11 protein-coding genes are annotated in these 13,114 nt (G+C 59.0%); 2 read left to right on the plus strand and 9 right to left on the minus strand.

Going from position 1 to position 13,114, the window contains the following annotated elements:
* Nucleotide 1: 1 nt before the first annotated feature.
* Both gltA and gltX read right to left on the minus strand, forming a co-directional pair.
* Nucleotides 2-1,297 carry a citrate synthase gene (gene gltA / locus AC2FJC_RS04010; protein ID WP_109311809.1) on the minus strand — a complete coding sequence of 432 codons (1,296 nt, stop codon included), beginning with the start codon at nucleotides 1,295-1,297 and terminating at the stop codon, nucleotides 2-4.
* Nucleotides 1,298-1,418: 121 nt separating this feature from the next.
* On the minus strand, nucleotides 1,419-2,819 hold the full coding sequence (gene gltX, locus AC2FJC_RS04015) for a glutamate--tRNA ligase (RefSeq protein ID WP_496738596.1): 1,401 nt from the start codon (nucleotides 2,817-2,819) through the stop codon (nucleotides 1,419-1,421).
* A 78-nt stretch (nucleotides 2,820-2,897) separates the two neighbouring features.
* Between gltX and AC2FJC_RS04020 the strand changes: the two genes are divergently transcribed.
* Nucleotides 2,898-4,940 carry a ComEC/Rec2 family competence protein gene (locus tag AC2FJC_RS04020; RefSeq protein WP_496738504.1) on the plus strand — a complete coding sequence of 681 codons (2,043 nt, stop codon included), beginning with the start codon at nucleotides 2,898-2,900 and terminating at the stop codon, nucleotides 4,938-4,940.
* Here AC2FJC_RS04020 and lexA read toward each other — a convergent pair.
* The 6 genes from lexA to AC2FJC_RS04050 all read right to left on the minus strand — a co-directional run bounded on the left by lexA (nucleotide 4,937) and on the right by AC2FJC_RS04050 (nucleotide 9,761).
* Nucleotides 4,937-5,635: a transcriptional repressor LexA gene (lexA, locus tag AC2FJC_RS04025; RefSeq protein ID WP_496738505.1), complete on the minus strand. Its 699-nt coding sequence runs from the start codon at nucleotides 5,633-5,635 to the stop codon at nucleotides 4,937-4,939. The two genes, AC2FJC_RS04020 and lexA, sit on opposite strands and share 4 nt — an antisense overlap.
* A 77-nt stretch (nucleotides 5,636-5,712) precedes the next feature.
* Nucleotides 5,713-6,885 carry a molybdopterin molybdotransferase MoeA gene (locus tag AC2FJC_RS04030; protein WP_496738506.1) on the minus strand — a complete coding sequence of 391 codons (1,173 nt, stop codon included), beginning with the start codon at nucleotides 6,883-6,885 and terminating at the stop codon, nucleotides 5,713-5,715.
* Entirely contained in the window at nucleotides 6,882-7,355 is a 474-nt protein-coding gene (gene moaC, locus AC2FJC_RS04035; protein WP_282151297.1) for a cyclic pyranopterin monophosphate synthase MoaC, read from the minus strand. Before moaC ends, AC2FJC_RS04030 begins: the two co-directional genes overlap by 4 nt.
* Nucleotides 7,355-8,167, minus strand: a complete 813-nt coding sequence (gene trpC / locus AC2FJC_RS04040) for an indole-3-glycerol phosphate synthase TrpC (protein WP_496738507.1) — start codon at nucleotides 8,165-8,167, stop codon at nucleotides 7,355-7,357. The genes moaC and trpC overlap by 1 nt, the downstream gene beginning before the upstream one ends.
* Nucleotides 8,164-9,183: an anthranilate phosphoribosyltransferase gene (gene trpD / locus AC2FJC_RS04045; RefSeq protein WP_058271746.1), complete on the minus strand. Its 1,020-nt coding sequence runs from the start codon at nucleotides 9,181-9,183 to the stop codon at nucleotides 8,164-8,166. Before trpD ends, trpC begins: the two co-directional genes overlap by 4 nt.
* Complete coding sequence (locus AC2FJC_RS04050; RefSeq protein WP_058271745.1) at nucleotides 9,180-9,761, minus strand: anthranilate synthase component II; 582 nt, start codon at nucleotides 9,759-9,761, stop codon at nucleotides 9,180-9,182. Before AC2FJC_RS04050 ends, trpD begins: the two co-directional genes overlap by 4 nt.
* Nucleotides 9,762-9,956: 195 nt before the next feature.
* On the opposite strand from AC2FJC_RS04050, the gene AC2FJC_RS04055 reads away from it, so the two are divergent.
* Nucleotides 9,957-11,549, plus strand: a complete 1,593-nt coding sequence (locus AC2FJC_RS04055) for a divergent polysaccharide deacetylase family protein (RefSeq protein ID WP_496738508.1) — start codon at nucleotides 9,957-9,959, stop codon at nucleotides 11,547-11,549.
* Between the two features lie 45 nt (nucleotides 11,550-11,594).
* On the opposite strand, the gene trpE is transcribed toward AC2FJC_RS04055, so the two are convergent.
* Entirely contained in the window at nucleotides 11,595-13,106 is a 1,512-nt protein-coding gene (trpE, locus tag AC2FJC_RS04060; RefSeq protein ID WP_496738509.1) for an anthranilate synthase component I, read from the minus strand.
* Nucleotides 13,107-13,114 lie beyond the last annotated feature (8 nt).

A 13,114-nucleotide genomic window follows, 5' to 3' on the forward strand; every position in this document is an offset into this window, starting at 1 on the left:
ATCAGCGGTTTTCGATGTCCACATAATCGCGGGTCGTTTCGCCCAGATATAGCTGACGCGGACGACCGATTTTGTTCTGTGGATCTGCGATCATCTCTTTCCATTGGCTGACCCAGCCAACGGTGCGCGACAGCGCGAAGATCGGCGTGAACATTGAGGTGGGGAAACCCATCGCCTCGAGGATGATGCCCGAGTAGAAGTCCACGTTCGGGAACAGTTTTTTCTCGGCGAAATACGGATCTTCCAGCGCCTGCTTTTCCAGTGCTTTGGCAACCTGCAGCTTCGGATTGTTCTCGACGCCAAGCAGTTCCAGCACTTCGTCGGCTGATTGCTTCATTACAGTCGCGCGCGGGTCGAAGTTCTTGTAGACGCGGTGGCCAAAGCCCATCAGGCGGAACGGGTCGTTCTTGTCCTTGGCACGGTCGATGTATTCCGGAATACGATCGACGGAACCGATCTCTTCCAACATCTCCAAACAGGCCTGGTTTGCGCCACCATGGGCAGGACCCCAAAGGCAAGCCACACCCGCCGCGATACACGCAAACGGGTTGGCGCCTGACGAAGACGCCAGACGCACGGTCGAGGTTGACGCGTTTTGTTCGTGATCCGCGTGCAAAGTCAGGATCCGGTCCATCGCACGGCTGAGGATCGGGTTCACCTCATATTCTTCGGCGGGAACGGCAAAGCACATGCGTAGGAAGTTGGACGCGTAGTCCAGATCGTTGCGCGGATAAACGAAGGGCTGGCCGATGTGATACTTATAGGCCCATGCGGCGATCGTCGGCATCTTGGCGATCAGACGGTGCGAAGCGACCTCGCGCTGATGCGGATCAGATACGTCGGTTGAGTCGTGATAGAACGCCGACATTGCGCCAACGACACCCACCATGATCGCCATCGGGTGCGCATCCCGACGGAAGCCGCGATAGAAATACTGCATCTGCTCGTGCAGCATGGTGTGGCGCGTGATGGTGGTTTCGAACTGCTCAAGGTCTTTGGCTTGGGGCAGCTCTCCGTACAGCAGCAGATAGCATACCTCTAGGAAATGCGATTTTCCGGCCAGCTGGTCGATCGGATAGCCACGGTGCAGCAGCTCACCTTTTTCGCCGTCAATATAGGTAATGGTGCTGTCACAGCTTGCGGTCGACGTAAAACCGGGGTCGTAGGTGAACACTCCGGCATCGCTGTACAGCTTGCGGATGTCGATGACGTCAGGTCCAGCGGTCGGAGAATGAACCGGCAACTCGTACGTTTCACCATGGACTGTCAGAGTGGCTGTTTTATTGCTGTCGGTCATAGTGTCCCTTCCTCATTCTTACGCATGTCGAATCGCTGTCCGACCTTGCGGGCAACGGCTGCGCGCGGGCGCGCAGTCCGGGTGTTAGCGGAGCAGCGTTACCCAAATATGAAGATTGGGTTTACGTCGCTGCGTCAGAAAGCCGGGCCAGGGTTTCTTCCTTCCCCAGCACAAGCATCATGTCAAAAACTGAAGGCGTCACTGCCCGACCTGCCAACACGGCCCGCAACGGGCCCGCCAGTTTGCCGAACTTAACCTCTTTCGCTTCTGCAAACGAATTTAGGGTTTGCTCCAGTTCGTTTCGCGTCCAGCTAGCATTTTGCACGTGCGGCGTCAATTCACTCAGTATACCATCGGATACTGAGGCCAGCGCTTTTGCAGCCTTTTCATCGGGGTCAATTGGCCGAGATGTCAACACAAAGTGAGCTTTTTCAAGAAGTTCCGGGAACATCCGCGCGCGATCCTTGAGGCAATACATCGCACGTTCCAGATCACCGGATTGTGTTTCCGTGAGGTTAGGTAAATTTGCCGCTGCCAGATAGGCTTCGATCTCTTGCCGCAATGCAGCATCATCCGCGATGGCGATATGCTGCCCGCACAGATTTTCCAGCTTTTTCAGGTCGAAACGGGCAGGGCTTTTGCCGATTCCGTCAAGATCGAACCACTCTTTGGCCTGCGCGTCCGTAAAGAATTCATCATCGCCGTGGCTCCAACCCAGACGCGCTAAGTAGTTGCGCATACCTGCGGCTGGATAGCCCATGGCCTGATATTCCTGCGCGCCCAAAGCACCGTGGCGTTTGGACAGCTTTTTACCATCCGGCCCGTGGATCAGGGGGATGTGCGCCCATACCGGAACGTCCCAGCCCATCGCCTGATAGATCATCATCTGCCGCGCGGCGTTGTTCAGGTGGTCGTCGCCACGGATCACATGGGTCACGCCCATATCGTGATCGTCGACCACAACTGCAAGCATGTAGACCGGAGTGCCGTCCGACCGCAGCAGGATCATGTCGTCCAGCTGGTCATTGCGAATAGTCACGTCCCCCTGAACCTGATCGCGGATTACCGTCGTGCCATCCTGAGGCGCTTTGATGCGGATTGCATACGGGGCGTCCGGATGGGTGGAAGCATCTGCATCGCGCCAAGGGCTGCGGAACAGGGTCGATTTCCCCTCGGCCCGCGCTTGTTCGCGGAAGGCCGTGATCTCGTCCTGCGTTGAAAAGCACTTGTAAGCTTTGCCCTTGGCCAGCAACTGATGTGCTACCTCGGCGTGACGCGCGGCACCGTCAAACTGGCTGATCACATCGCCGTCGTGATCCAGGCCCAGCCACTCCATGCCTTGCAGGATCGCAGCCGTTGCTTCTGGGGTCGAACGCTCGCGGTCGGTGTCTTCGATCCGCAACAGGAACTTGCCACCACGTCCACGAGCATAAAGCCAGTTGAACAGTGCGGTACGGGCGCCGCCGATATGCAGAAAGCCGGTTGGGGACGGGGCGAAACGAGTGACGACCTGATCGGACATTGTGTGGATTAACCTTTTGGTAACCGTGTCGGGCATAGATTGGCGTCTGTCTAACGAGCCGGAAGGACGGGGGCAACCATGAGTGTTCTGGCACGGGTCGAGACCGCATTGCTGAACCAGACAGGGTATTTGTTTCAGTGGTCTCCGGTGTGTCTGGCAGTCGGTATTGGTCTGTATTTCAGCCTGCGGTTTGAACCGGGGTGGATCGTCTATGCAGGCCTCGTGGTCGTGATTGCCATTTGCCTGGGCGTGGCGCGCAGACTGCCGTCTGGCTGTTTTGCGTTGACAACAGGGGGGGCGCTGATCGCTGCCGGGTTCATCCTGGCGGGCGTGCGCGCCCATACGGTGGCAGAGCCGGTCCTGTCATGGCGTTACTATGGCCCGGTCGAGGGGCGGGTCGTTGCCATGGATCGCTCTGCGTCGGACGCGTTGCGGGTGACGCTGGATCGGGTGCGCATAGGGGATGTGCCCGGTGACCAGCGCCCGCAGCGCGTCCGGCTTTCCTTGCACGGAGGCGCACGGTCGCTAACGCCTGGCCAAAGGATCATGACCACAGCCCATTTGTCGCCCCCGCAGGGCCCGGTGGAACCGGGAGGGTTCGATTTTCGGCGACACGCGTGGTTTCAACGGCTGGGGGCTGTGGGATACACCCGAGTTCCGGTGCTGATCGCTGCGCCCGCACAGCCCGAAGGCATCCGCATTACGGCATGGCGAATGGCGATTTCCCACCACGTCCGCACGATCCTGCCGGGTGAGATCGGCGGGTTTGCGGCCGCCGTTACAACGGGTGATCGCAGCGGTATGGGGCAAGAAACGCTGAAGTCACTGCGCGCATCCAACCTGGCGCATCTGTTGGCGATTTCGGGCCTCCACATGGGCTTGCTGACCGGGTTCGTCTACTTGATGTGCAGGCTTTTGTTTTCAACCATTCCTGCGCTGGCTCTCAGATTGCCAGTGCGAAAAATGGCGGCTGTCTGTGCGATGGTCGCGGCCACGATCTACTTGTTGTTGTCTGGGGGAAACGTCGCCACGGAACGCGCTTTTGTCATGGCAAGTGTCATGCTGATGGCCATCCTGATTGACAGACGCGCGATTTCCCTACGGGCCGTTGCGGTCGCCGCACTTATCGTACTCAGTCTGCGCCCCGAATCCTTGCTTAGCCCAGGGTTTCAAATGTCTTTTGCCGCAACGACAGCGCTTGTGGCGGTGTTCGGAGCGTTGCGTGACATTGGACCGATTCCGGGGCCAAAGTGGCTGAAACCTGTTGCGGGCCTGCTGATGTCCTCGGCTATCGCGGGGTTTGCAACCGCGCCAATTGGTGCGGCGCATTTCAACACATTGTCTCACTATGGCCTTCTGGCCAACATGCTTTCGGTGCCGGTTATGGGCATGGTTGTCGTCCCCTCGGCCGTGGTGGCAGCACTGCTGTCGCCATTCGGCCTTGAGATGGTGCCGCTGGCAGTGATGGGGCTGGGTTTAGAGTGGATTCTTGCGGTTTCTCAATGGGTATCGGGATTTGACGGCGCGCAAGGATATGTTGTCGGCCCGCCGACCCCTGTCCTGCCGCTAATTGCGCTTGGCGGCCTGTGGCTTGCGCTGTGGCAAGGACGGGCCCGATGGGTTGGGGTGGCACCAATGGCCGTGGCGTTGATGTTATGGGGGCAGGGAAATCGCCCTGAAATACTGGTTGCGGATAGTGGCGGTCTTGTTGGCGTAATGACTGAACAAGGACGCGCCTTGAGTAAGAAAAAGGGAAGCGGGTTTGTCGCAACCGTCTGGCTGGAAAATGACGGGGACGGGGCAGATCAGCTGCAGGCGGCCAGCCGTTGGCCGCATGATTCCGGCACCATTCAGCGGTATGACTGGCAGGGCAAAGAGGTGTTGCACGTTACAGGCAAACGCGCGGCGCGCGGGTTCAGTGCCTGCAATGCCGATCAGATCGTGATTTCTGCCGTGGCGCTGCAACTGTCCGGTGGCTGTGAAGTCTTCGATCCGAAACGGCTGCTAGCAACGGGAAGCCTGTCCCTGTCCGGCGGCAAGATCACAACGTCTAGAGAAGCGATGGGCGACAGGCTCTGGTCCCCGAACACATCCGGGAACCGGGATACCAAGCAGTTTTAGTAGCTGCGGATCAGTCCAACCAGACGACCCTGCACCTTGACCTTATCTTCTGGCAGAACGCGGGTTTCATAGGCAGAGTTCGCGGCCTCAAGCGCAATCGCCTGACCTCGGCGGAAGAACCGCTTCAAGGTGGCTTCCTGATCTTCGACAAGAGCAACAACGATATCGCCGTTATCGGCAACCGAGGTTTCCCGGATTACCACTACATCTCCATCGTTGATCCCTGCGTCAATCATCGAGTCGCCGCGCACTTCCAGTGCGTAATGCTCACCCTTGCCGGATACCATTGAACCGGGCACGGCGACGCGGTGCGAGACATGGCTGATCGCTTCGATCGGGACGCCGGCAGCGATGCGGCCCATCACTGGCAATTCCATCGCATCCACGGTCACCGGCTCAAAATTCGCGGGGCGGGGGCCGGACGGCTTGTCGCCTTCGATCACACGCGGCTTGAAGGCCACTGTGGGTTCTCCACCCAGGCTTTCCGGCAGTTTGACGATTTCGATGGCCCGCGCGCGGTGCGCCAGACGCCGAATGAACCCACGTTCTTCTAACGCCGTAATCAATCTGTGGATGCCAGATTTGGACCGAAGGTCCAGCGCGGCCTTCATTTCATCGAAACTGGGCGGAACACCGTCCGCCTGAACGCGTTTGTGAATGAATTCCAACAAATCCAACTGCTTCTTGGTCAACATTGCTCACACCTCATCGGTCATGCGTTTTTTTTGTTCTACGCATGTTCACGTTTTGTGTCAACGGATTTGAGCGGGATTTAGATCGGCAGGTATTGAACCTCATCCCCGGCAGGTCGGGCGGGGTCATGCGGAATCCTCACCAACAGAGCGTTTGCCTGCGCCAAAACGCTGAGCAGCGAACTGTCCTGATCGGAACACGCGCGAATACCGGTTTCGTCCAGCATAGCCCGCATATAGTGTTCACGCGGACCGTTTTCGCCCAATGGTTCAGCAAGCCTTGCGGTTCGCAATGGGGGCAGAACCTGTTCGACACCCAACATCCGGCGTACCATCGGCAACAGGAAGAGATAACCGCAAACCATTGCACTGACAGGATTTCCGGGCAAACCGACCATTGCCGTTTGTCCCAATCGACCCGCCATCAGAGGTTTGCCGGGGCGCATTCGGATCTTGTAGAAAGATTGCTCCATTCCCAGTCCGGTTGAGACATCTGACACCAGATCGTAGTCTCCAACCGATGCGCCGCCGATGGTCACAACCAGATCCGCTCCTTCGGCCAGTCCGAAGGCAGTCTCAAGCGATGAGACCGTATCGCGCGCGACCGGAAGGATGCGGACGTGCGCGCCAGCGCCCTCCAGCAGTGCTTTCAAGCCAAACGTATTGGATGCGATGATCTGATCGGGGCCCGGGGTTTCGCCCGGCATCACCAATTCATCACCGGTGGAGATCAGCGCAATAACAGGCTTTCGAGTCACTGGTACGGTCGCAATATTCATCGCCGCCATCAGCGCGATGTCCTCGGCGCGCAACTGACGTGGGGCCGAGATCTTTGTGCCTGCTTTGAAATCGACGCCCGCAGGTCTGATATTCGTTTTTGGGCCGGGCAGGTCCGAGATAGTGATCAGGTCGCCGCGACGTTCGGTATCTTCCTGTATGACAATGAAATCAGCACCTTCGGGAACCGGGGCACCAGTGAATATGCGCACCGCCTGTCCGGGCCCGACGCGACCGGTGTAGCGGTTGCCAGCTGCCGACTCGCCGATGACCTTGAACATGGCGTGCAGCTCGACCTCGGTCGATTTCAGTGCGTAGCCGTCCATCGAGGACGCTTCAAATGGTGGCTGGTCACGGGTGGCCTCGACATCTTGTGCGAGAATACGACCCGCCGCGTCCGACAAAGCAACGGTCTCGCTTGTCAGTGGCGAGACCAGATCAAACAACAGCGCGCGGGCCTCTTCGACGGTGATCATTTTGCTTCGTAACGTCCTGACTTACCGCCATCTTTTAGCAATACGCGGATACCGCCAATTTCCATCGCCTTATCCACGGCCTTGGTCATGTCATAGACCGTCAAGGCAGCGGTAGAAACGGCGGTCAGCGCCTCCATCTCGACCCCAGTCTGGCCGGAGGTTTTGACTGTGGCCTGGACCTGCACACCGGGCAAGTCCGGATCCAGCGTCAGCTCGACAGCGACCTTGGTGACTGGCAGCGGGTGACACAAAGGGATCAGATCAGGCGTTTTCTTTGCGCCCATGATGCCCGCAAGACGTGCCACGCCCAGAACATCACCTTTCTTGGCGCGGCCTTCGGAAATCAGATCAAAGGTGTCCTGCGCCATTTTGATGTGACCAGCCGCCACGGCGACGCGGTCGGTGACTTCCTTGTCCGAGACATCGACCATATGGGCCTGTCCCTGAGCATCAAAATGGGTCAAGGGCATCACATGACTCCGGGGATCAGAGGGCTTGCGAGAAGGTGGCGGGTGGCTGCTGCCACGTCGTCCTGACGCATCAGGCTTTCACCGATCAGGAAGCTGCGCGCGCCGTAACGTGCGATGTCGGCCAAATCTTCAGGCGTGCTCAGACCGCTTTCGCAGACGATCGTCCGGCCCGCTGGCACAAGCTTCGACAGGTGGCGAGTGGTATCAAGAGATGTCTCGAAGGTCTTGAGATTACGATTGTTTATCCCAATCAGTGAGCTTTTCAGCTCTGCTGCACGTTCCAACTCGTTCTGGTCGTGAACTTCGATCAGGACATCCATGCCCCAGTCGAATGCAGTCTGTTCCAGTTCGGCGGCTTGGGCGTCTTCTACCGACGCCATAATTATCAGGATGCAATCCGCACCCAAAGCACGCGCCTCGACCACTTGATAGGGGTCGTACATGAAATCCTTGCGCAGCGCCGGAAGCTCGGTGGCAGCCCGGGCTTCGGTCAGGTATTCCTTTGCACCCTGAAAACTGGGTGTGTCGGTCAGCACCGACAAACAGGCTGCGCCGCCTTCCTCATAGGCTTTGGCCAGAGCGGGTGGATCGAAATCCGGGCGGATCAGACCCTTGGACGGGCTGGCTTTCTTGACCTCGGCAATCAGGCCGTAACCCCGACGCGCCGCTGTTCGAAGCGCATCGGCAAAACCGCGGATCTCGGGCGCGTTGCGGGCCTCGCTTTCCAGTGTTTCCAGCGACTTCTGCGCTTTGTCTGCCGCAACTTCTTCAAGTTTGTAGGCTTTGATCTTGTCCAGAACCGTCTCGGTCATGCGGCCTCCTGCGTAATTCGGGCCAGGGCCGCGATTTTGTCTTTAGCTTTTCCGCTGTCGATGCTTTCCCGCGCCTTGGCAGCGCCGTCTTTCAAGTCATCAGCAGAGCCAGCAACCACAAGGGCCGCGGCGGAATTCAACAACACCGCGTCGCGGTAGGCCGATGGCGCGCCGTCTAACAAGGCGCGGAAGGCCACGGCGTTTTCCTCGGGCGTTCCGCCGATGATATCCTCGAACGGGTGGACCGGCAGCCCTGCGTCTTCAGGATGCAACTCGACCTCTTTTACAACGCCATCTTCCAGCGCGGCGACCCAGCTTACGCCGGTGATCGTCAACTCATCTGTGCCATCTGATCCGTGCACTAACCAGGCGTGTTCAGCGCCCAGCAGTCCCAACGTTTCCGCCATTGGGCGGATCAGGTCGCGACTGAACGCACCGGTCAGTTGACGCCGAACACCCGCGGGGTTGGTCAACGGGCCAAGAATGTTGAAAATCGTTCGCGTCCCAAGCTCTTGCCGGCTGGGCATGACATGCGCAATCGCAGGATGGTGCATGGGTGCCATCATAAAGCCGATGCCGACTTCTTGCAGAGCCTTTTCAACGGTTTGCGGGCCAACCATAACGTTGATGCCCAGCTGTCCCAAGGCGTCCGCGGCACCTGACTTGGAACTGAGGTTTCGATTGCCGTGTTTGGCGACAGTGACACCAGCCCCAGCCACAACAAACGCCGTGGCGGTTGAAATGTTCAGAGTGCCTTTACCGTCGCCGCCCGTCCCAACGATATCCATCGCACCCGCCGGTGCTTTCACCGCATTGCACTTTGCGCGCATCACGGCGGCAGCAGCTGCATATTCGTCTACCGTTTCACCGCGTGTGCGCATCGCCATCAGCAGGCCGCCAATCTGGCTGGGCGTGGCTTCGCCATCAAACAGGATGCTAAAAGCTTGTTCAGCCTCGGCACGCGTTAAGGGACGATCGGCAGCGGCTCCGATCAGTGGCTTCAGAGCGTCGCTCATGCAGGAACTTTCATCTCGGACAGGAAATTCTTGAGCAGAGCGTGGCCATGCTCAGAGGCGATTGATTCCGGGTGGAACTGTACGCCGTGAATGGGCAATTCTTTGTGTTGCAGGCCCATGATGGTGCCGTCTTCCAGTTCTGCTGTGATCTCAAGGCTATCTGGCAACGTGTCCCGATCCACGATAAGCGAATGATAGCGGGTCGCCTCAAACGGGGTGGGCAGGCCAGCGAACACGCCTTTACCGGTGTGGTGCATCATACCCATCTTGCCGTGGACAATCTCGTGGCAGCGGACAACATTGCCGCCAAACACCTGCCCAATCGTCTGATGACCAAGACAGACCCCCAGAAGCGGTGTCTTTGTTTCGGCTGCTGCTTCTGTCAGCGCAAGGCAAATACCGGCCTGATCAGGATCGCACGGGCCAGGGCTGAGGAGAATTCCTGCAGGGTTCATCGCCATGGCTTCTTGTACATCCAGGGCGTCATTCCGCCGAATGACCATTTCGGCGCCAAGTTCGCCTAAATAGTGTACCAGATTGTAGGTAAACGAGTCGTAGTTGTCGATCAGCAGCAGCATTTGGGCACTTGTCTCGGCTTGGGCATTTCGGACTGGCGATACAGCCCTTGGCCACGGTATAATGTCGGGACATACATGCTCAGGCTTGCGGGGCAGCGTCAAGAGGACATCCTGTTCAGGGCGCAATCGCAGGCCAAAGGCGCGGTAAACGGCGTTGAGGCGATCGAAGCAGGATGAAGGCGAGAGGCAGTTAAGATGGGCGGATTTTTAGGCGGGATGATCGCAGGGGCGGTCGTTGTTGGTCTGCTTGGTGTGGTACTATCCCTGAATACCCCTTTGACCCGGAAACCGGTTGTAAACGCCGAGGCCCCCGAGCCGGCACCGGCTGCGGCCCCCGAGGTCAGCACCGAAGCGGCCGAGACGGTGGCAGATGCCGATCTGGTGACCGCGCCGCCGGTGGCATCCGATGCTTCCGAGGATCAAACGGACAATCTTGCCGGGCTGGCGGACGTGGAGACTGTGCCAGACTCTGAGCCGACGATCAGTGAGGTCGTCACGCAGGTCGAAGGGGTCGAAATACCTGAAACGGTTGAGGTAACCACATCAAACGAGGCTCCGGTCGTGCCGCAGTCGCCTGCGCAATTGCAGCCATTGCCCAGCACCGAAGGTGAGCCGATCATTTCGGAAACCGCGCCCGAGCCGCCGGTTGCACCCAAGCAAGAAGAGACCATTGCTGAGGTTGAGCCGCAGCCCGCGCCCGAAGTCCTGGAAATACTGCCCGAGCCGGAAGTGGAACAGGTGCAGCCCGAGGTGACAGAGACCCAGCCTGAAATCGCAGAGCCGTTGCCCGAAGTCACCGAAACGGAAATCGAACCAGAACCTCAGCCCGAGCCCGAGGTCGCAGCGGTTCAACCGGAACCCGAGCCGCAGCCTGAACCCACGGCAATCGAACCCCTGGAGCCCGAGGTCGATCCGCTTGAGGAAAACCCGATTGCCGTAGAAGGGGAAGAAGACCCACAGCTTAAAAAGCTGCCCCGGATCGCAGCGGTCCCACAGATCGGCGGTGAAGAAACGGATGCCGACGGTCTGATCGTTGGCAAACGAGTCGTCCCGTTGACTGAACGCGATGACGCGCCGGTTTCAGCGGACGAGCAACCCGCGGTACTTCTGCCCGGTAAGCCAATTGATGCCTATGCCGCCAAGTTCGAAAACCCCGAGGCCAAACCGCTTATGTCGATCATTTTGATTGATGATGAAGGGGCCTTTGGAGCCGAGGCGTTGAAGGATTTCCCATACCCACTGAGCTTTGCCGTCAGCCCGTCTGATCCCGATGCGGCCGAAAAAATGGCCCGCCATCGCGCAGCGGGTTTCGAGGTTCTGGCCCTTGCCGACTTGCCCAAGGCGGCCAGCGCACAAGATGCTGAGGTTTCGATGGCTGTCTGGCTGGACACTCTGCCGGAAACCGTTGGTATTCTGGAAGGCGTGGGAACCGGCATTCAGGGCAATCGCAAATTGGCCGATCAGGTGGCCGCAATTGCCGGTGATACCGGGCGCGGGCTTATCACTCAGGATAATGGCCTGAACACCGTCCAGAAACTGGCCGCTCGCAATGGCATTCCTTCCGGGGTCATCTTTCGCGACATCGACGGTGCCCGTCAGGACCCCACGATCATGCGACGTTTCTTGGATCAGGCGGCGTTCCGGGCTGGTCAGCAGGGAACTGTCGTCATGTTGGGACGGCTGCGCCCGGACACGATCTCGGCCCTGTTGCTATGGGGACTGGAAGATCGCGGTGGCCGCGTGGCCATGGCCCCGATTTCAGCGGTCATGACGCAAGAAGCTCAGTAAGGCTGATAATGAAAAACGGCTGACCATGAGGTCAGCCGCTATTCTTTAAGAGTTGCCAGAGCCAGTAAACCGGGCCGCGTCTGCAGCCGCACGCCGAATGGCGTTCGATTTGTGAACGGTTTCCATGAATTCGGCCTCGGGGTCGCTGTCATAGACCACGCCTCCGCCTGCCTGAATATAGAGCTTCTGGTCTTTCACGATGGCCGTACGCAGAGCGATACACATATCCATGTCGCCGCCAGCACTGAAATACCCCACACCACCGCCATAAACGCCGCGCTTTTCGGGCTCGAGCTCGTCAATGATCTCCATAGCGCGAACCTTTGGCGCGCCTGAAACGGTGCCCGCAGGCATTCCCGCAAAGAAGGCATCCAGCGCGTCTTTGTCCTCGGCCAACTCACCAACCACGTTGGAGACGATGTGCATCACGTGGCTGTAGCGTTCGATGATGAACTCTTCGGTAGGGCGCACAGTGCCGATCTTTGCCACGCGCCCGGTGTCGTTACGGCCCAGATCCAGCAGCATCAGATGTTCTGCCAACTCTTTCTTGTCGGCCAGCAGATCAACCTCGTTGGCCTTGTCCTCTTCGGGGGTCGCGCCGCGTGGCCGAGTGCCGGCGATGGGGCGGATCGTGACCTCATCTCCGAAAACGCGGACCAGAATCTCGGGGCTGGCGCCCACGACCTGAAAGCCGCCAAAGTTGAAATAGAACATGAAGGGCGACGGGTTCGTGCGCCGAAGCGAACGATAGAGCGCGAAGGGAGGTTGCGGAAAGTCCTGAGTCCAGCGCTGTGCCGGAACAACCTGAAAGATGTCGCCCGCGCGGATGTATTCCTTGGCCTTTTCGACCGCTTCTAAATAGCCGGATTTGGTGAAATTCGACACCGGTGCCGCGACCTCGGAGGCATCCCCAAGATCGCGCGTCTCGGCGGGCATGGCGCGTTCCAGATCGCGCACCGCGTCCATGACACGTTCTGCGGCCTGTGCATAAGCAGCCTTGGCCGATTGCCCCTCGCTAACCCATGCAGGCGACACAACCGTGACCTCGCCCTTGACGCCGTCCAGTACCGCGATGACCGAGGGTCTGAGCATGATGGCATCAGGCAGGCCAAGCGGATCGGGGTTCACATCGGGCAGGTATTCCACCAGCCGCACCATGTCATAGCCGAGATAGCCAAACAGCCCGGCTGCGGCTTGGGGTAGGTCGTCCGGCAGGTCGATCTTACTTTCCGCCAGCAGCGCCCGCAGGTTATCCATCGGGTTGCCCGTTTCGGGCGAGAACGCGTCAGGGTCGAACCGGGCCGAACGGTTCAGCGCAGACGTCTCGCCTTGGCACCGCCAGATCAGGTCCGGCTTCATCCCGATGATCGAATAGCGGCCACGAACCTCACCACCGGTAACCGATTCCAACATGAACGCGTCTTTCTGCGCGCCTGTCAGCTTGAGCATCAAGGAAACCGGCGTGTCCAGATCAGCGGCTAAGCGTGTGTAGACAACCTGATTCTCGCCTGCCTCATAGGCGCGGGCGAAGCTGTCAAAGTCGGGGGTCAGCGCCATATTCAGTC

This window comes from Ruegeria sp. CDSB117, assembly GCF_059611005.1.